Below are 17,554 nucleotides of genomic sequence, written 5' to 3' on the forward strand. Positions count from 1 at the left end.
TAGAATTCGAAATATCGAACAACTCTAAGCGAACGGAATCCAAATGGCAAGTTCCTCCGGATCGCGGCGCCCGGCCGCCGACGCCGCCCCGCAGCCGCCGGCCGCGACCCCGCCGCGTGTGGGCGAGCAGATTCAGCGCCTGCGCAACGAGCGCAAGCTGACGCTCGATGACCTGTCGCGCGCAGCCGGCGTATCGAAATCGATGCTCTCCGAAATCGAACGCGACAAGGCCAACCCGACCATCGCCGTGGCATGGCGGCTGACGAACGCGCTCGGCATCACGCTCGACGAATTGTTCTCGCAGCCGAAGGCGCCCGAGACGATCCGCGTGGACGGCCCGCACGACATTCCGACGCTCGCCGGCCACGACGGCCGGTACCAGTTGCGCGTATGGGGCCCGATCGACCTCGCCGGCAAGTTCGAGTGGTACGAACTGACGCTGCCGGGCGGCGGCGCCCTGGTATCGAACGCGCACGAACCGGGCACGCGCGAGCACCTCACCGTGCTGCAGGGCGCGATGGAAATCGAGGCCGCCGCGGCGAGCCGACGCCTGAAGGCGGGTGACACCGCGCGTTACCCGGCCGATGAGCCGCATGCAATCCGCAATCCCGGCAAGGCCGAAGCACGGGCCTTGTTGATCGTGATCCATCGCTGACGGCGCGGGTAGTCGGCCAAAAGGTCAGTTGCAGGCCAGTTGCGGAAAGTACTGTATGTTTGTACAGTATACGGACATTCCGCCATGCATGGGCCGGAGCCGGCGCACCGAGGCGCCCGCTCCGGTCGACAGGAGCCTGCAATGACAGAAGAACAAGATTTGGCCGCGCTCAGCTTCAAGGCTGCCGCGCATGACCTCGAATTGATCGTTCGCCATATCGCCGGGCGGTACATCCGTCAGCGCGTGCCGCTGACGTGGCGCCTGCTGCACGCGATCGAAGCCGAGGCGCTCGCCGATCTCGGCTTTGCGAGCCGGCACGACGCCGGCATGCGTCAACTGTTCGAACGGCCGTCGGACATGACGTTTCCCGAGACCGACGATCCAATCGACTTCGGGCGCTCGAACGCGCTGCCCGCGGTCTTTTCATTCGCCGTTCTCGCGTACGAAGCCGCGGCAACGACACACGATACCGTGCGTCCGTCGCGCCCTCTCCGCCCGTCCAAGGCGTGGGGCGACTGACGGCTCAACCGCGGCCGCCGCGCAGGGCGGCCGCTTCACCCTTTTGCTGCCCGAGACGTTGCGGAAAGGGCTACCATATACGCAACTAACGGAATTAATACCATGTCCCTTCCCGCCTCTCCCGACACCGCCGCCCCACCGGAAGAAAAGGACCTGTTCGACCGCGATGCGTCCGACTGGGTTCTTTCGCCCGAAGCCGCGTTCGACGCATGGCTGGCAATGCAGGACTATCGCCGCTCGTCGGCCGATGTCTATCGCGCGCAATGGGGCGCGTTTCTCGCATGGATGCGCGCGCATCAAAAGAACCTGGCGACGGTCGATACACCGACCATCGCGAACTTCGTCGGCGAGTTGCCGATCAAGAAAACGCAGCGAATGCGCTATCTGCGGCTGATCGAGCGCGTGCTCGATCATATTCGCCGCACCGAATATGCATCGACCAATCCGGCCCGCTTCATTGCTCAGGATGGCGAAGCGACTTGGCGCAAGGCCCGCGACAACGAACCGACCGGCTTCCTCACGCCGGCGGAACGCGCGACGTTGCTCGCGTATCTGTTTTCGCCGATCGGCGTGTCGGGTTCCGCGTACTGGAAGGAGCGTCGCGACCGCGCACTCGTCGCTGCATTTCTCGGCGCCGGCATCAAAACCGGCGAAGCGCGCGCGCTTACGATTAGTTGCATCAATACGAGCAACACGTCGCTGCGGATCGAATCGACGCATCCGGATTACGCACGCGAAACTCATCTGGCCTCATTCGCGATCGCGTTGCTGGAAGCCTGGCTCACCGAACGCAAACGCCAGGAGATTCCGGGGGAGCTCGTCTTCCCCGCGTCGCACGCCGGACGGCCGATGCACAAGGCGACGATGCTGCGCGCGATCGACGCGATCGTCGAATCGGCCGGGCTCACGTCGTCGCGCACTGCACGCACCAGCCCGCAAACCTTGCGCAATACCTACGCGGCGGAACTGTTCGAGCATGACGTGCCGCCCGAGCGGGTCGGCAAATGGCTGGGCTTCATGCGGCCGATCTCGTCGAATCGCCTGCATCGCGCGTGGAAAAACTGGCGCGACGGGCTGGCCGACAGCAACGGTGACGCGTCCGACCGCGACGAAACTCACTGATCAGGAAACGGCTGCTCGCGCGACGCGATCCGTGAGCAGCCTTGCGTGGCGCAGCCTCACCGTTTCACAGCTCCCGAAAAACCTCACCTCAAGCTTCCCGGATCATCTCACCTGTGCGCATCGCCGGCTTCCCGGTCAGGTTTGCGCAAAACGGGCGACGGCTTCGAAGCGGGACGGCCACGCGCCCGAAGCGTGCTCGCACTCAGGGCACGCGACTTCAAAACCCTCGTCGCCATGTGACAGCTCCGGTTCGCCGTCGCAATGCGGGCACCGCGCCGGGGCCGGAATCTCCTGATCCAGCGAGGTGCCGATTGCGGCATACGCGTCCGCGTCCAGTTGTCCGGCATCGGCCAGGCGCCGCAGCAGCGCGGCGATTTCCGGATTCATCCCGCGGTTCGCGCGCAACGAATTCACGTCGCGCGTGGCGCGTTCCAGTTCGTCGCTCTGGCTGCGCAACTGTTCCTCGAGCCGATCAGCACGCGCCTTGGCAGAACTCAACTGCTGCAGGAAATCGAATTCCTTGCGCTGAACGTCGCGCAACCCGCTCTGGTAGGTCGACGCCATGCTGCGCAATGAGTCCAGTTCGACCAGCATCGGCTTGACGCGGCGTTCGGCTTCCGCCACCGCATCCTTGATTTGCTGCGCGTAGTGCTCGGTGCGCTGTTGCAATTCGGCTTGCAAAGCATCGATGCGGTCACGCAGCGCAGCGTTCTGCGCCTGTTCGGCATCGATGCGGCCGGCGGCCGCGGCCAACTCCTTTTCGAGTCGGGCGACTGTGGTGAGCAAGGTTGCTTCGCTTGCCGAACCGTGGGTCGTTTGCGACGCGAGCTGAATTTCGAGTTCGGTCACCCGCGCCTGCAATTGCTCGTTTCTCGCTTCCCCGCGCGCGAGCGCACCTTCAAGCGTTTCCTGGCGGATGGTCGCGTCGCGCAAGCGCTGTTCGGCGTCGGCCATGTCGGCGCGAACCTGTTCGCGGTCGGCGTCGAGGCTGTCGCGCGCCGCTTTCAATGCCTCTTCATAGAGTGCGCCGAGCAACGCGCCGGCTTTTTCCTCGACGGCTTTCGGGATCGCCGCGCCGTCGAGCCGGATCTTGGAGGCGGAACGGATGCGTTCCCAGAAATGGTCGATGTCTTTCGGGATGTCGCTGGCGCTGCCGGTCTGGGTAAGATCGCGGACGTTGGCGGCCGACGGCCGAATGCCGAGATCGAAAAACAGCCGCTTGCATGCGTGCAGCGACAATTCCTGGCGCCGCGCACCGCTTGCACGCAGCGATTCCAGTTCTTCCCGAATGACTTGACGCATTTCGTCCAGGGTCATGACCACGCTCACAGACAATGAATTGTGGCAATCATAACGAAATACGTATTACTTGATACCTGTTTCGAGGGTCCGTTGTGAATTTACGTCGTTTTGCACAGAAATCGGATCAGGGAGCCAATCTTGCCGAAGGTGAGCCGGAATTCCGTGAAACAAAGCGAAGAAAGTTATTCAAGTCCTTGTCGCATAAGCATTTTTCAGCGGACCCGGAATTTTGGCCTTTGTTTCACATGACAGCGGAGCTGTTCGCCCGTGGGTGTTCTGGGGTTGAGGTGTCTGTGGAAAACTCGTCAGCCCGATGTCTTGAGAGTATTAGAAGTAAACACCCTTGAACCCTTAGTTAAAAACGTTAACGCCACGGCACAGCCTTATGCTGCAAGGCTCTCCGGCCGACAAGGTGAAGTTTTACGGGAGCCAAGGTGATCTTCTGCGGGAGCTGACGTGATGGGGTTCAGGGAGCTGCGTGAGCCGTTGCAGGAAGGGTCGTGAGCGGATTCGGGATCACAGTAAAACACACGTTTTCCTGAAGGTGAGGGTTTTCGGGGCCACACAGCCGTAGAAGCCGCGCTGTGCCTGACTTCACAGTTTTCTGCCTGTGCAGACATAGGTGAGAATTTGCAGGACCTGCTTCGCGCCCCGATTCTGCCCATCTTTTGGGCAAATTTGGCGAAAGGTGAGGTTCCACGGGACTCCACGGAAATTTGCCGTGAGGATTTGCGGGAAGTGGACGCCATTTTGCACAGCAAAAGTGCTCTCCTGGGCCTGTGATGCCCCAAAGGTGAGACTTTTCGGGAGGGAAATCCGGGTTTTCCTGCCCCGTTCGCCTTAAGGTGAGCTTTTTCGGGGCATGGATCACAGGCTCCGACTTGGCTTACAGGTGAGGTTTTCCGGGAGACGTATTTGCTGAAAAAATGGTCAAAGGTGAGGTTTTTCGGGACCTGTGAGGGGCGGAATTCGTCGAAAAGCCCGCCAGGACTGGAAGAAATCTCGTTTTTGCTGTGCCACTTTTTGGCACAGGTGAGAGTTTTCGGGGGGCGACATACGGTTGTCGTATGAAGGATACCCGTCGAAAGGTGAGGCTTTTCGGGGGCTCCTGGCGATGCACAGCCAAATGCCTTTTGTGCATAAGTATCGGAAGAGATTGGGATTTTTGATACCGCGGCGGTTACGGTGAGATTTTTCGGGAGCCATTTCCGTACCCGTTGCTGTGCCGCATTTTTTCGTTGAGGTGAGTGTTTTCGGGAGTCATTGGCAGCCGGTCGCCCGTGTGTCGGGCCTTCGTCGGCACCCGGATGAATCAACATGCTGTGCTTGAGGTGAGTATTTTCGGGACCGGATACGATCTGCGCGCTGTACAATGCGCGCCCGGCCCGGCCAAATAGGCACTGATCGGGCCGCGCATGCCGGTTTCGACCGCGCTTTTCCATGTGTCGAAGCCAGATCGATATCTCGGCGACCCGCGCCTGTACATGCATACAGGCCGATCGGCACAGTCGGAAAAGGTGCGGTGAGGTGCAATCGCGGCCCTGTGTCGAACTCACGTCTGCGCAGTCGCAAAATTACGACAAATCGAAAGGTGAGCCGATACGGGAGCCAATTTCGCACGTGTCGCGCACAGGTGAAATTCTGTGAATCGGCGCATGCCGCGGCACGTCTGGAAGAGTCCGGAACGCCGCACTGGCGGACCGGTGAGCGTTTTCGGGAGCTGTTCGGGTGAGTGCCGTTTTGCCGGCACGCTTCACCGGCTATGGTGAGCATGTCGTTCTGGACGCACATCACCGCAGGCGCTATCCTTCCGGGAAACTTCTCCTCCGACCCGACGTATGGCCACGACGAAGCGCGCCAAGAAAACCGATGTGGATGTGGTGAGTGCCAGTTCAGCCGAATTGCGAAAGGCCGTCGAGGCGATCGCCATTCAGCCGAAGAGCGGCAAGATCACGCTCCTCACTCGCAAGCTGTTCAATGTCCTGCTGGCCGTCGCGCAGCAGGCCGACGACTCGGGCGATACATATCGCGCGCTGCTGTCGGACATCGTCGCGAACTCCGCTTTCGATTCGAACGACACCGCATTGGTGAAGGAACACCTGCGCCGCATGGTGTCGGTGCAGGTCGAATGGAGCACGGGGACGTCGAGCCAGAAGCCGGGCCGCAAGTGGGGGATCTCCACGCTGATCGCCGATGCGGAAATTCTCGAGGACCCGACCACCCGCCGCGTGTGGGTCGAATTCTCGTTCGCGCCGAAGATCAAGAAGAAGCTGCTCGACCCGGTCCAGTATGCGCGGCTGAGCCTGCAGTTCCAGAGCCAGCTGCGCAGCAGCGCCGGTCTCGCGCTGTACGAGATCTGCGTGCGCTACCTGACGAACCCGAGCCACCTGACGATGCGCGAGCCGTGGGAATGGTGGCGGCCGATCCTGTCGGGCACGCCCGACACGGAAGCCGGCGACGAAGCGAAGCGCGAGTACAAGTACTTCAAGCGCGACTACCTGCGTCCCGCGATCGCGGAAGTCAACGCGGTCACCAACATCTTCGTCGAGCTGATCGAGCACCGCGAAGGGCGTCGGGTGGCCGAGATCCAGTTCCGCGTGACCGAGCGCAAGCAGCCGATGCTCGCGCTCGACGAACACCCGAACGTGTTCGACAGCACGCTGGTCGACCGGATGGTGAAGCTGGGAATCCCGTTGAAGGAAGCGCAGACGCTCTATGCGGACAGCGAGGAAAACCGGATTCGTGCCGCGCTGCAGATGACCGAGCAGCGGATGCGCAGCACGACGCTGCCGCCGGTGCGGAGCGCGCCGGCGCTGTTCAAGGACGCGCTGAAGAAGGGTTATGCGCCGCCGGTGGAGTCGGTCGACGCGCTGCCGGCCGGCACGCCTTCCGCGAAGGTTGCGGCTGCGCAGCCGGACGATCTGAAGGCGCGCTTGCTGAGCGAGTTCGCAGCGTTCCGCCGCAAGGAAGCGAAGGTGCTGTACGAAGAGCAGGGCGACGCGGAGCGCGAAGTGGCGCGCGAGTCGTTCGAGTCGGAGGCGTTGCCGACGATGGGCTCGCATCTGCGCGACGACTGGCGCAAGCGCGGCCTCGATTCCAAGCTGGCCGAGACGGCCTTTTTCGACTGGCTGGCCCAGAAGACCTGGGGCGAGCCGACGGACGGTGACCTGCTGTCGTTCACGCTGAACCAGTCGCGGGCCGCTTGAGGCCCGCTCAGGCCCGCTGACGGGCCACCGCCGGTCCCCACCCCTGATCGGGCAGGGCCGGCGGCCTCACCAGGCCTTGCCGGCCGTTTCCCTTACTCCGACAACAGCATTCGCTCGAGCTGCTCGAGGATCGCGTCGCGCTTGTCCTTCGGGAGGCCACGCAGGCGCAGTTCGATGCGGTCTTCGCCATACGACTTCAGGTCGCCGACCGACTTGCCGCCAAGCTTGATCTCGAGACGCTGCGCATAGCGCTGACGGCCCGCGGCCTTCGGCGTCTCCTGTGCCGCGACGCGGCCCTTGACGATGTCCGACACCTGGCGTGTGCTGAGATCGTCCGACACGATCTTGTTGATCAGTCGCAGCGTGGCCTCGGTGCCGCGCGCATTGTGATAGCGACCGACCTGATACGCCATGTTCGACCCGAAGCGATCGGGACGCGCGACCATTTCCTGCATGATCGCTTCCGGCAACTTGCCGATCGACAGCGCGACGGCCACCGTCGACTCGTCGAGGCCGAGATGCTCGGAGAGCTCCTTCTGGCTCTGGAAATGCTTGTCGTCGAGGAAGCGGCGCCACACGACCGCGTTGTCGAACACCGTCTGCGAATCGCGCTGAACGTTGAGGTCGTAGCCGAGCTTGTAGCTCTGGATGCCGATCGGCACGTCGATCACGATCGCCTTGACCGACTCCTTGTTCGCTTCCTTCAGCGCCCGCACGCGGCGGCCACCATCGCTGACGAAATACGTGCCCGGATTGTCGTAATCCGGAATCACGTGGATCGCCTGCTGCTGCCCCTGCTTCGCAAGGTTGACCGCGAGTTCGGCAATCGACGATTTCAGATAGAAGTGCCGCGGGTTGAACGGGCTGTGCTTGATGGCCTTCAGCGGCAGTTCGATCACCTGCCCGGGCGCATAGCGATTCTCGAGGCGCCACGCGCGGTATTGCGGCGATTCGTCGATGGACGGATCGATCGCGAATGCCGGAGCAGGCGGCGGTGCGATGTCCTTCTTCGCGGATTTGGTCGGCACCGGGGTCGGCGTCTCGGACTTGACGATGCCGTCGATCGCATTGAGCCGATCAAGCGCGGTGCGCTTCTCGCTCGTCGTGATATCCGGGCGCGCTTGGAATCCTTTGGCGAATTGGGAGGGTTTCATGTGACTCCTTTATGCGCATAAAGTCAGGGCAGCATGGCGACGATTTCGTCGGCACATGCGCGAATTTCGGCGGCGGCCAGCTTGCCGCCGCGATCGTTCATTTGCAGCACGGTCTGACCGAGCGCCATCGCCTGCTTGTACGCTTCCCGAGTCGGGATCTGCGTCTTCAGCAGCGGGAAGCCGAGTTCTTCGAGTGCACGCTTGAGCTCGCGGGTCAGCATGCGCTTCTCTTCGGTCTTGTTCAGCAGGAAGACCGCGCGGAGGTCTTCGTTCATCACCTGCGCCTGCTGAATCAGTTTGACCAGCCCGACGCTCGACCAGTAATCGGCCGGCGACGACGATGTCGGGATCACGGCAATCGAGGCGGCCAGCAGGACGACGCCGGACACTTTCTCGGTGATCGACGGCGGGCAGTCCACGACGATGATGTCGTAGTCGTTGATGAACTTCTTGATCTCGCGATGGATCTGGCCGTCGGCTTCGGCAAGATTGACGACCGGAAACGGGATGCCGTTGTCGCTGTCGCCGGATGCGCTCGACCAGTGAACCAGCGTGTTTTGACGGTCTGCGTCGATGACGAGGACGCGCTTCCCTTTTTCATGGAACGCGGCGCCGAGATGCATGGCAATCGTGCTTTTGCCGACGCCACCTTTTTGTTGAGTGACTGCAATGATTTCCGCGGCCAATTTTCACTCCTGTTTTGGTCGTTGGAATTCTACAGGACGATATTTGAATTTCAATGAAATTGTCGTTCAACAACTACGCGTTGGCCATTCGGACTATCGGTTTATGCGCATAAACGGCGTGATGGAAATTGGATTGCCGGTTAGGACGGCGTGTAGGAGATGGCGAGACTGATGTAGAGCGGTCGATGCAGTGCTCGATGGTGGATCTCTTGTGCTCCAACGCCGGGGCGGTTCGTCGCGGCGATGTCTCGGTGTGCTGCCCTCTCGCTGGACGCGGCGAGTGGCCGGCGAGCCGGAAGTTTGTGCGCATAAAGTCCGCGGCGGTCGGGGTGATCGACTTCGTGGCTGGAGCGCTCGGGATTCGCCACAGAGAAGTGTGTTCTGCTGGCCGGAGTCAGATGCACGGCCCCGAGGCACGTCGTTGAACGTGTATGCATCGAGGCAACGTTCCGTTTGCCCGCAGCGTTTATGCGCATAAACCGGACGCAACGATGACCTACGATGGAGGGGAAGGCAGAGACCTGGCCTACGTCAGGCGCGCAATGATGTTGGGACGATAGCCTATCGATACGACCGTCGTCCGGTGCCGTATCCCTGTCGACATACGTCAATGCCTGGAGCCGCACCTCACCTCGCAGGCTTTATGCGCATAAGCGACCCGAAGTGTCCCGCGATCCCCGCGCTCTTTTTGCCGCCCGAGACAGCCCTCACGAGACATCAGGCGGGCTAACCGCCGCTCTCTAGTCTCCATGAAGCCGTTGCCTGCCCGCACTTTATGCGCATAAACAACCACTCGCTGAGGTGTGTCTCACGACATCAAACACTCACCCTCTCGCGATCACGGCGCATCACTAAACCGAACCGCGCCAGCGACCGACTGCCACGAGGAAGGCCACACGATCTCAGCTGCCCCACCCGCCGAGCCTCCCATGCAGACTGGCTACAATACAGGGCTCCACCATCCAGGCTTGAATGATGATCACGATCTACCACAACCCCCGATGCTCGAAGTCCCGCGAGACGCTTGCGTTGGTCGAGTCGCTGAATACGGCCGGCGTGCCGCTGAACGTCGTCGAGTATCTGAAGACGCCGCCGACAGTCGAGGACCTGGAAACGCTGCATCGGCAACTCGGCCGCCCGGTTCGCGACATGCTGCGCGACGGCGAGGAGCCGTACCAGACGCTGAACCTTGCCCGCGCGGACCTGACCGACGCTGAAGCCTACGCGGCGATCGTCGCTCATCCGATCCTGCTGCAACGCCCCATCGTCGTGTACCGCGGCAAGGCGGCTATCGGTCGTCCGCCCGAGTCGGTGAAGGCGCTGTTCGAATAATTCTTGTCCGGCGTATTTTTCTTATTGCATCAACGCGGCCTGACTCAGCCCTGCACACGTAAACGTAACGGCAATCCAGACCGACACGACCGTCAGGCCGCACGCGCCGCCAGCCGTCCCCGGAACGATATGTCGCCACCGCGGCGTCTAGCCTTTACCGGAAGACGACCCATCATCATCGTCCGGCTCCCGCCCCGCCGCCGCCTTCGCGGCCATCCGCAACAGCGAGATCTGCCCGCGATAGGCGCGGCATCCGCTGCAGGTCGGCAGATGCACGCGCACCTGCAGGCGCTCGTGCAGCGTCAGATGCCGATCGAGCGCATCCGACAGCAGGCGTGTCACGTCAGTACATTTCCCCGGCAGCATCTTCGGTCGTCAGTCCTTTTTCGCTCAGGCAGGTTCGCAGGCGCGTGCGCGCCCGGTACAGCAGCACGCTGCAATGATTCGTCGTCAACGTCAATTCGTTGCAGATGTCCGCGATCTCGACATCGAGGAATTCGCGCATCATGAACACGCGTCCGATCTGCTCCGGCAGATGGTCGAGGCAGACCTGGAACAGCGTCCAGAACTGCTGTTGCTGCAACAGCGTGTCGGGCTTCGGCCACGGTCGCGGTTTCGCATGCGCGGCCCAGTGTCCATTGTCCTTGAACAATTCGCGATCGAGGATCGATTCGCCGTCGAGCTCGGCATCGAGCGCGGTCAGGCTCACCATCCGCTGCCGTGCGCGCAGCACGTCGATCAGCTTGTTGCGCAGGATGCCGAACACCCAGGTTTTGTGGGCCGACAGCCCGGCGAACTCGCCGGCATGCGACCACGCGGCAGCCAGCGCTTCCTGCACGGCGTCTTCGGCTGCGTCGGCATCGCGGAGCTGGAGTCGAGCGAAGCGCAGCAGGTCGTGCCGCAGTTGCGCGAGATAGGCGGGGTCGTCGTGTGCGGACAGCATGAGTGAATGGCGGTGTCTCGAAGCGATCGCGCGTGCGTCACGGAGCGGACGCATCGCGGTGCGTGCAGCTTACTGGGCGCGGTCTTCGCCTGCAACGCAATGTTCCGTCACGAATTCACGGAACCGGCTGCCGCGCTGCGCTATGCTTGCCGAACCCCGTCTCGCGCGTCGCCGGCGATGCGCGTCGGGCAATCTGTAACGTCAGAACATAACGGTCGAGTTATCCACAATTTCTGTGGAAAACCTTGTGGAAAGTCGGCCGGACGGCCCCGTGGGACGGCTCGCGGGCTGGCTTGCCTATAAACAGACCTTTGTCGCCCATTCGGAAGCAATCGATCCGATTCCTCACTCACCGGAAGGAGAATGTCATGTCCTATCGTATTGCGGTCGTCGTCGGCAGCCTGCGTCGCGCTTCGACCAACCGCGCGCTCGCGCACGCCGTGATCTCGCTCGCCCCCGCCGATTTTTCGTTCGAGTTCGTCGAGATCGGCGAGCTGCCGCTGTACAGCCAGGACTACGACGCGGATTTCCCGGAAGTCGCGAAACGCTTCAAGCAGTCGATCGAAGCCGCCGACGCGCTGCTGTTCGTCACGCCCGAGTACAACCGGTCGATTCCCGGCGTCCTGAAGAATGCGCTTGACTGGGGCTCGCGCCCGTGGGGTTCCAACTCGTGGTCGGGCAAGCCGGGCGCGGTGCTCGGCACGTCGCCGGGCGCGGTGGGTACCGCGCTCGCGCAGCAGCACCTGCGCAACGTGCTCGCGTACCTCGACGTGAAGACGCTCGGTCAGCCCGAGATGTTCATCAAGCACGACCCGGCGCGCATCGACGACCAGGGGCAGATCGTCAGCGAGGACACCCGCAAGTTCCTGCAGGGCTTCGTCGATCGCTACGCGAGCTGGGTGCGCCTGCTGAAATCGGCCTGACCTCGTTGGCCTGATCGCCGCCGCGCGTGCTCACGCCGTCGCGGCGGCGCCGCCCCCCCAACCAAGAGCGGATCACGCGCCGGCGTGTCGTGCGTCGCGCGCTTCGCGGATGCCCAGCAGGATCTCGTCGAGCAGCGCGATGTCGAACGGCTTCGACAGCACGCGGACGTTGACGGTGCGCGTACGGTCGAGCTCCTCCGCATAACCCGTGACGAGAATCACGGGCAGCTTCCCCGGCCGCTTTTCGACCGCTTCTGCCAGGTCGATGCCGTTCAGGCGGCCTGGCATGTGGATATCCGAAATCACGAGATCGAACGCGTCGTTCGCTGCGGTGCCCTCGATCAGGCGCAACGCATCGTCGGCGGTGGGCGCATAGGTCACGCGATGACCGAGCAGCGACAGCAGCGCTTCCGTGCCGGCCGCGACTTCGTCGTTGTCCTCGACCAGCAGCACGTGCAGACCGGCGAGCGCGCCGTTGCCCCCCTCGTGCGCGACGGCTGCCGGCCGCGCGACGACGTCCTCGGCCCGCGCGCGCGGCAGGTACAGACGCACCGACGTCCCCGCGCCGACCGCGCTGTCGATCGTCGCGAGGCCGCCCGAGCGTTCGCAGAACGCGAATACCTGCGGCAGGCCGAGCCCCGTCCCCATCCCCTGCGCCTTCGTCGTGAACAGCGGTTCGAACGCACGGGCGAGCACGTCGGGCGCCATGCCCGAACCCGTGTCGTCGAGCGAGATCTGCACGAAGTCGCCGGTCAGCGGGAAGCCGTCCTCGCGGCGCAGCGTGACGTTGCGTGCGCCGACCGTGAAGCGTCCGCCGGTTGCCATCGCATCGCGCGCGTTGACCGCGAGGTTGATCACCGCGAGCTCGAGCTCCGCGACATCGACGCGAATCGGCCAGACGCCCGGCTCGATCGCGACGACCAGCGACGACTTCGACCCGAGCGACGTCTTCAGCAGTTCGCGGCACGTGCCGAGCCATTGCCCGATGTCGATCGTCTCGTTGTGCAGCGGCTGCTTGCGCGCGACGCCGAGCAGCTGGCGCGTGAGCGACTGGCCGTTCTTCAGCGCGCGCTCGATCGCGCCGAGCTCCTTGTCGAGATGCTGGACCCCGCGTCGCCGCGCGATCTGCACGTTGCTCGAGATGATCATCAACAGGTTGTTGAAGTCGTGCGCGACGCTGCCGACGAGATTGCCGAGCGCCTGCATCTTGCGCGACTGCCGGTACGCCGATTCGATCGAGCGCCGCATCGACGCTTCGGCCTGCCAGCGGTCCCACGCTTCCTCTTCCGCCTTCAGCCGCTTGAGCGACAGCCAGATCACGGACCACAGCGCGACCGACGGCGCGAACATCGAGATGAACAGCACGCTCAGGTGTTCGTACCATTCATGCCAGATCGCCGACGTGCGGTACGCGCAGGTCACGTAGACGGGATAGCTGCCGACCTGGCGATACGCGACGATCTCGCTGCTCGCGCCGTCGTGGCCCACGCGCACCACGCCCGCGCGCGGATCGTTGCGCGGGTTGCCGAACGTGACCGAGCGATCGGTGTGCGCGAGCGACGGCGGCGGCGGATACGACGCGATCACCGCGCCGTCCGAGCGCGCGAGCGCCATCGTCATCGGCGTGCTCGCGCCGCCGAGCAGGTCGCGGTAGAACGCATTGAAATACGACGACTTCAGCGCGATCGACACCATGCCGGCGAACGAACCGTCGCTATGGCGTCGCGCGACGCCCGTGTTGAAGACGGGAATGTTCTCGAGCTTGAGCGGCCCCATCATCAGCCGCGAGATGTGTTCGATGACCTTGCCGTCGCGGATGCCGGCGAAATCGTCGCGGTTCGCGATCGACGCGTATGGCGCCGGATAGTAGAGACTGTTGGCGAGCAGCATCCCGCTCGCGCCGAAGATCGACACGGCGGCCACCTGCGGATAGCCGCCGCCGATCGTGTTCAGCGCTTCATGGATGTCGGACTCCTTGCTGCGCACGGTCGCGTCGTCCATGTCCTGCACGAGGTCGACGATGCGCGCATCGAGCGTTTCGCTCAGGTCGAATACCTTGAGCGCGTGTTCCTCGGCGACCCGCACCGTGCGCATCGTCACGTCGCTCGCGGCGGCCTCGCGCGCCTTCAGGTCGTTGTACGCCATCACCACCACGTAGATGCACGGCAGCACGATCGCCGCGACGAGCAGCACGATCAGCGTCACGCGGCGCACCGCGAAATCGTGCTCGGGTGCGCCGGACGCGTAGCTGCCGTCATCCTGCCAGTCGTCGGCGGGAGAAGGGGCGGGGGCGCGGGAGTCGGCAGGCCGTTCGGACGTCATCGAGGAAAGCGGGTGAGGCAGAGGTGTCTGCCATCATAAACGAGTTGCGGTGGCCCGCCGTGCGGTGCCGTACGGGCGCAAACCTGTCGTATATGACAGAGGTAAACCGTCAGATTGAAAACGCGACGAATCCGGCAGCGCAAACGTACACAAGGAAAAATTTTGCGTGCTTATCTCGAAAATGGTCGCGGCTGTTTTCGGAATCACGCGCGATCGGACCGATTCTGTTCGAAATGGTGAAAATGGCGAGTTGCATCGCCTCCGGTTTACTCCGAGAATCGCGCCTTGCTTTCCCTATGACAGATACATGCGCCCGTCGGCGATTGCCGCGCGGTGCGTCGCGCGCACCTGCGTCGCGGCGCCCGTGCCTGGTCGCAAGGCGGTTGGCCGCGCCCGAAACGCAAGGCACTAAAGAAGAGCGCCGCGCGGTCGTTAACGCGAGAGAGACCATTCCGTATACCGCATCGCCCCATGCCTTTGCCGATTGTAATTGCCGACGATTCGCTGCTCGCTCGCAAACTTCTGACAAAGGCGCTGCCGGGAGACTGGGACGTTGACGTCGCGTATGCAGCGAATGGTCGCGAGGCCTTGGCGCTCTATCGTGACGGCAAAGCTTCCGTGATGTTTCTGGACCTGACGATGCCCGACATGAGCGGATATCAGGTCCTGGAAACACTGCGCCACGAAGATCTGAACACGTTCGTGATCGTGGTATCCGCCGATATCCAGCCGCAGGCGCAAGCACGCGTGCGTGAATTGGGCGCGATCGCATTCGTTGCCAAGCCCGTGACGTCGGAGGCATTGCTGCCCATTCTCAAGGAGTATGGGTTGTATGCCTGAATCGGTGTTCACGGCGGAGCAACGCGACGCGTTGCAGGAAATCGCCAACCTTGCAATGGGCCGCGCCGCCGCGCGGCTTGCGTTGTTGCTCGGGCATTTCATCGAGCTGTCGGTGCCGCGCGTGCGCGTCGTGAAAGCGGCCGACGCGGGCGACGCGCTGCGCGAGATGACGGGCATCCACGACAACGTGACTGCCGTGCGCCAGGGCTTCCGTTCCGACATCAAGGGCGAGGCGATCGTGCTGTGCCGCACGGCGGGTGTCGCGCGGCTCATGTCGGTCGTCGACCGTACCTTCGGCGACGGCGTGTACGGCGGGATGGCGACGCCGGACGAGATCGTGTTCGACGTCGCGAACGTGCTGATGGGCGCCTGCGTCGCGTCGATCCTCGACGAACTCGGCCGCAAGCCCGTGTTCTTTCCGCCGGGGCTGCTCGGTGCGAACGTGTCGTTCGACGACGTCTTCCAGCCGAACGAACTGGGGTGGAGCGTCGCGCTGCTGCTCGAGGTGAACTTCGGGCTCGAGGACCATACGTTCCGCGCACATTTCGTGATGCTGATGGCCGAGGATTCGATCCGCCTGATGGGCGACGCGCTCGACGCGTTGCTGTCCGCGCTATGACGGCCGCCGCCCCGTCGCTGAGCGACCTCGTGATCGAGCGGGTCGGCTTCGGCCTGTTCGTGCTCGACCGTTCGATGACCGTCCTGATGTGGAATCGCTTCATGCAGGACCACAGCGGCATCCCGGCCGCCGACGTGATCGGCCGCAACATCTTCGACTGCTTTCCGGACCTGCCGCGCGCGTGGCTGTCGCGCAAGCTCGAGAGCGTGTTCCAGCTGGGCAGCTTCGCGTTCAGCTCGTGGGAGCAGCGGCCCTATCTGTTCCGCTTCGAGCACGACCGGCCGATCACGGGCGGCGTCGACTACATGCAGCAGGACTGCACGTTCATGCCGCTCACGCGCGGCCGCGACGTCGAGGCCGTGTGCGTGACGATCTCGGACGTCACGCACGTGAGCGTGATGCAACGAGAGCGCGAGGAAGCGGTCGCGAAGCTGCGCGAACACGCGAACCGCGACGGGCTGACCGGCATCGCGAACCGGCGCTTCTTCGAGGCGCGGCTCGGCGACGAATTCGCGCGCTGGCAGCGCTACGGCGGCGACCTGTCGGTGCTGCTGTTCGACCTCGACCACTTCAAGACGATCAACGACCGCTTCGGGCATGCGGCGGGCGACGCCGTGCTGCGCGAGACCGCGCGCCGCGTCGCGTCGATCGTGCGCGCGCAGGATACGTTCGGGCGTTTCGGCGGCGAGGAATTCGCGCTGCTGCTGCCGTGCACGAATCTCGACGAGGCGATGCGGGTGGCCGACAAGGTGCGCGAGGCGATCGGCAGCATGCCGGTCGATGCCGAGGGCGTCAGCGTGCCGGTCACGGCGAGCGTGGGCGGCACCTGCGCGAAAGCCGGCGCGCTGACCTGCGACGTACTCGTCAACGAGGCCGACGCCGCGCTCTATCGTGCGAAGCGGCTCGGGCGCGATCGGTCGGTCGCGTACGCTGACTGACCGCGCCCGCCCCGCTCAGCTTTTCGCGATGTCGGCGAGCACGCCGGCCAGCACGGCCGGCTGCGACACGAACGGCGAATGGCTGCTGTCGAGCTGGTGCACGTGGGTCGGGTTGCCGGGCGCGAACGCGTCGGCTTCGTCGATGAAGCGCTGCTGCAGCGCGGGCAGGATCACGCGATCCTGCAGGCACTTGACGTAGTGACGGTCGATCGCACCCCAGCGGGCGGCGGTCGTCGGGATCGCGGTCGCGAACGGCGCGGCCGGCACGTCGCAGCTCATCAGGTTCGCGACCGCATCGAAGTCGGCCTGCGGCACGTCTTCGTACAGCGCGCGCTTCATCAGTTCGCGATACGCGGCATCGCCGCTGTGCGGATCGACGCGCAGCGCACCGGCCACGCGCGGGCTCGCGAGCATCAGCGGGCCGAGCAGCTCGCCCTTGTTTTCCGGCGCGCGCACGTAGTCGAGGCCCGGCACGCCCGACGCGGGCATGAAGGCCGCGAGATAGACGATCTTCGCGATCTTTTCCGGCGCACGTTCGGCTGCCGCCGTGATCGCGAGGCCGCCCATGCTGTGCCCGACCAGCACGACCTTGCCGCGGCCGAGCGCGTACGCGTCGTCGACGGCCTGCATCACCTGCGTCGCGTAGTCGTCGAGCGTCGTGTTCGCGACCGGCGACGGCTCGGCGCCGAACGCGTCCTTGTCGAGCGGCCGGGCGAGGTACGACGCGGGAAAGCGCGCATGGATGCCGTGCGCGGGCAGGTCGCGCGCGATCGACAGGTAGCCGCGCGCGGCCAGCGCGGCCGCCACGTGGGCGTAGCACCACGCGCCATGCCACGCGCCGTGCACGAGCACGAAAACGGGATGATCGGACTGCGGGGTGGCGTTGTCGTTCGTCTCCATGGTGTCCGTATTTTTCGAGAAAGGTGTCATCTTAGACGAACCGGCCGCCATCGAAACGCGATCGCGCGGCGCGTTTCCCGGGCGGCAACGATC

General features: G+C 63.9%; 16 protein-coding genes. 9 read left to right on the top strand and 7 right to left on the bottom strand.

Annotation, left to right across the window (positions count from 1 at the left end; all coding sequences use genetic code 11):
- The first annotated feature begins 43 nt into the window (after positions 1-43).
- The 3 genes from AP428_RS27105 to AP428_RS27115 all read left to right on the top strand — a co-directional run bounded on the left by AP428_RS27105 (position 44) and on the right by AP428_RS27115 (position 2,296).
- On the top strand, positions 44-655 hold the full coding sequence (locus AP428_RS27105) for a helix-turn-helix domain-containing protein (RefSeq protein ID WP_006480189.1): 612 nt from the start codon (positions 44-46) through the stop codon (positions 653-655).
- 141 nt (positions 656-796) lie between these two features.
- Positions 797-1,174, top strand: a complete 378-nt coding sequence (locus AP428_RS27110; RefSeq protein ID WP_011548749.1) for a DUF2471 family protein — start codon at positions 797-799, stop codon at positions 1,172-1,174.
- Positions 1,175-1,276: 102 nt separating this feature from the next.
- Positions 1,277-2,296 carry a tyrosine-type recombinase/integrase gene (locus AP428_RS27115; RefSeq protein WP_011548750.1) on the top strand — a complete coding sequence of 340 codons (1,020 nt, stop codon included), beginning with the start codon at positions 1,277-1,279 and terminating at the stop codon, positions 2,294-2,296.
- A 135-nt stretch (positions 2,297-2,431) separates the two neighbouring features.
- Here AP428_RS27115 and AP428_RS27120 read toward each other — a convergent pair whose 3' ends face one another.
- Positions 2,432-3,613 carry a DNA-binding protein gene (locus tag AP428_RS27120; protein ID WP_011548751.1) on the bottom strand — a complete coding sequence of 394 codons (1,182 nt, stop codon included), beginning with the start codon at positions 3,611-3,613 and terminating at the stop codon, positions 2,432-2,434.
- A 1,823-nt stretch (positions 3,614-5,436) separates the two neighbouring features.
- Between AP428_RS27120 and AP428_RS27125 the strand changes: the two genes are divergently transcribed.
- Positions 5,437-6,804 carry a replication initiation protein gene (locus AP428_RS27125; protein ID WP_006480193.1) on the top strand — a complete coding sequence of 456 codons (1,368 nt, stop codon included), beginning with the start codon at positions 5,437-5,439 and terminating at the stop codon, positions 6,802-6,804.
- A 92-nt stretch (positions 6,805-6,896) separates the two neighbouring features.
- Here the strand turns inward: AP428_RS27125 and AP428_RS27130 are convergent, their stop codons facing one another.
- Positions 6,897-7,958 carry a ParB/RepB/Spo0J family partition protein gene (locus AP428_RS27130; RefSeq protein WP_011548753.1) on the bottom strand — a complete coding sequence of 354 codons (1,062 nt, stop codon included), beginning with the start codon at positions 7,956-7,958 and terminating at the stop codon, positions 6,897-6,899.
- Between the two features lie 23 nt (positions 7,959-7,981).
- The gene (parA, locus tag AP428_RS27135) at positions 7,982-8,644 is read right to left on the bottom strand and encodes a ParA family partition ATPase (RefSeq protein ID WP_006480195.1); all 663 of its coding nucleotides are present in this window, start codon (positions 8,642-8,644) and stop codon (positions 7,982-7,984) included.
- 975 nt (positions 8,645-9,619) lie between these two features.
- Here parA and arsC point away from each other — a divergent pair.
- Positions 9,620-9,976 (top strand): arsenate reductase (glutaredoxin), encoded by a 357-nt coding sequence (gene arsC / locus AP428_RS27140; RefSeq protein ID WP_041489445.1) that lies wholly within the window; start codon positions 9,620-9,622, stop codon positions 9,974-9,976.
- Between the two features lie 147 nt (positions 9,977-10,123).
- Here the strand turns inward: arsC and AP428_RS27145 are convergent, their stop codons facing one another.
- Positions 10,124-10,342 carry a zf-HC2 domain-containing protein gene (locus AP428_RS27145; protein ID WP_011548755.1) on the bottom strand — a complete coding sequence of 73 codons (219 nt, stop codon included), beginning with the start codon at positions 10,340-10,342 and terminating at the stop codon, positions 10,124-10,126.
- Entirely contained in the window at positions 10,320-10,919 is a 600-nt protein-coding gene (locus tag AP428_RS27150) for an RNA polymerase factor sigma-70 (RefSeq protein WP_041489655.1), read from the bottom strand. The genes AP428_RS27145 and AP428_RS27150 overlap by 23 nt, the downstream gene beginning before the upstream one ends.
- A gap of 368 nt (positions 10,920-11,287) precedes the next feature.
- Between AP428_RS27150 and AP428_RS27155 the strand changes: the two genes are divergently transcribed.
- Positions 11,288-11,842, top strand: coding sequence for an NADPH-dependent FMN reductase (locus AP428_RS27155; protein ID WP_006480199.1), 555 nt, complete (start codon positions 11,288-11,290; stop codon positions 11,840-11,842).
- A 72-nt stretch (positions 11,843-11,914) separates the two neighbouring features.
- On the opposite strand, the gene AP428_RS27160 is transcribed toward AP428_RS27155, so the two are convergent.
- A complete protein-coding gene (locus AP428_RS27160; protein ID WP_011548757.1) occupies positions 11,915-14,164 on the bottom strand; it encodes a hybrid sensor histidine kinase/response regulator in 2,250 nt (749 codons plus the stop codon).
- A 471-nt stretch (positions 14,165-14,635) separates the two neighbouring features.
- Here AP428_RS27160 and AP428_RS27165 point away from each other — a divergent pair, with 471 nt between their 5' ends.
- The 3 genes from AP428_RS27165 to AP428_RS27175 are packed head-to-tail and all read left to right on the top strand — an operon-like array spanning position 14,636 to position 16,561.
- On the top strand, positions 14,636-15,004 hold the full coding sequence (locus AP428_RS27165; protein WP_011548759.1) for a response regulator: 369 nt from the start codon (positions 14,636-14,638) through the stop codon (positions 15,002-15,004).
- Complete coding sequence (locus AP428_RS27170; RefSeq protein ID WP_011548760.1) at positions 14,997-15,623, top strand: chemotaxis protein CheC; 627 nt, start codon at positions 14,997-14,999, stop codon at positions 15,621-15,623. The genes AP428_RS27165 and AP428_RS27170 overlap by 8 nt, the downstream gene beginning before the upstream one ends.
- Positions 15,620-16,561: a GGDEF domain-containing protein gene (locus AP428_RS27175; protein ID WP_011548761.1), complete on the top strand. Its 942-nt coding sequence runs from the start codon at positions 15,620-15,622 to the stop codon at positions 16,559-16,561. Before AP428_RS27170 ends, AP428_RS27175 begins: the two co-directional genes overlap by 4 nt.
- A 15-nt stretch (positions 16,562-16,576) precedes the next feature.
- Here the strand turns inward: AP428_RS27175 and AP428_RS27180 are convergent, their stop codons facing one another.
- Positions 16,577-17,461 carry an alpha/beta fold hydrolase gene (locus AP428_RS27180; RefSeq protein WP_011694908.1) on the bottom strand — a complete coding sequence of 295 codons (885 nt, stop codon included), beginning with the start codon at positions 17,459-17,461 and terminating at the stop codon, positions 16,577-16,579.
- Positions 17,462-17,554: the final 93 nt, after the last annotated feature.

Source organism: Burkholderia sp. E168m22 (assembly GCF_001319805.1).
GTDB lineage: Bacteria > Pseudomonadota > Gammaproteobacteria > Burkholderiales > Burkholderiaceae > Burkholderia > Burkholderia orbicola.

Coding starts and splice junctions, on each gene's coding strand:
- AP428_RS27110 (WP_011548749.1), top strand. CDS start 797: ATGACAGAAGAACAAGATTTGGCCGCGCTCAGCTTCAAGGCTGCCGCG.
- arsC (WP_041489445.1), top strand. CDS start 9,620: ATGATCACGATCTACCACAACCCCCGATGCTCGAAGTCCCGCGAGACG.
- AP428_RS27180 (WP_011694908.1), bottom strand. CDS start 17,461: ATGGAGACGAACGACAACGCCACCCCGCAGTCCGATCATCCCGTTTTC.
- AP428_RS27155 (WP_006480199.1), top strand. CDS start 11,288: ATGTCCTATCGTATTGCGGTCGTCGTCGGCAGCCTGCGTCGCGCTTCG.
- AP428_RS27160 (WP_011548757.1), bottom strand. CDS start 14,164: ATGACGTCCGAACGGCCTGCCGACTCCCGCGCCCCCGCCCCTTCTCCC.
- AP428_RS27130 (WP_011548753.1), bottom strand. CDS start 7,958: ATGAAACCCTCCCAATTCGCCAAAGGATTCCAAGCGCGCCCGGATATC.
- AP428_RS27105 (WP_006480189.1), top strand. CDS start 44: ATGGCAAGTTCCTCCGGATCGCGGCGCCCGGCCGCCGACGCCGCCCCG.
- AP428_RS27145 (WP_011548755.1), bottom strand. CDS start 10,342: ATGCTGCCGGGGAAATGTACTGACGTGACACGCCTGCTGTCGGATGCG.
- AP428_RS27125 (WP_006480193.1), top strand. CDS start 5,437: ATGGCCACGACGAAGCGCGCCAAGAAAACCGATGTGGATGTGGTGAGT.
- AP428_RS27175 (WP_011548761.1), top strand. CDS start 15,620: ATGACGGCCGCCGCCCCGTCGCTGAGCGACCTCGTGATCGAGCGGGTC.
- AP428_RS27170 (WP_011548760.1), top strand. CDS start 14,997: ATGCCTGAATCGGTGTTCACGGCGGAGCAACGCGACGCGTTGCAGGAA.
- AP428_RS27120 (WP_011548751.1), bottom strand. CDS start 3,613: ATGACCCTGGACGAAATGCGTCAAGTCATTCGGGAAGAACTGGAATCG.
- AP428_RS27150 (WP_041489655.1), bottom strand. CDS start 10,919: ATGCTGTCCGCACACGACGACCCCGCCTATCTCGCGCAACTGCGGCAC.
- AP428_RS27165 (WP_011548759.1), top strand. CDS start 14,636: ATGCCTTTGCCGATTGTAATTGCCGACGATTCGCTGCTCGCTCGCAAA.
- AP428_RS27115 (WP_011548750.1), top strand. CDS start 1,277: ATGTCCCTTCCCGCCTCTCCCGACACCGCCGCCCCACCGGAAGAAAAG.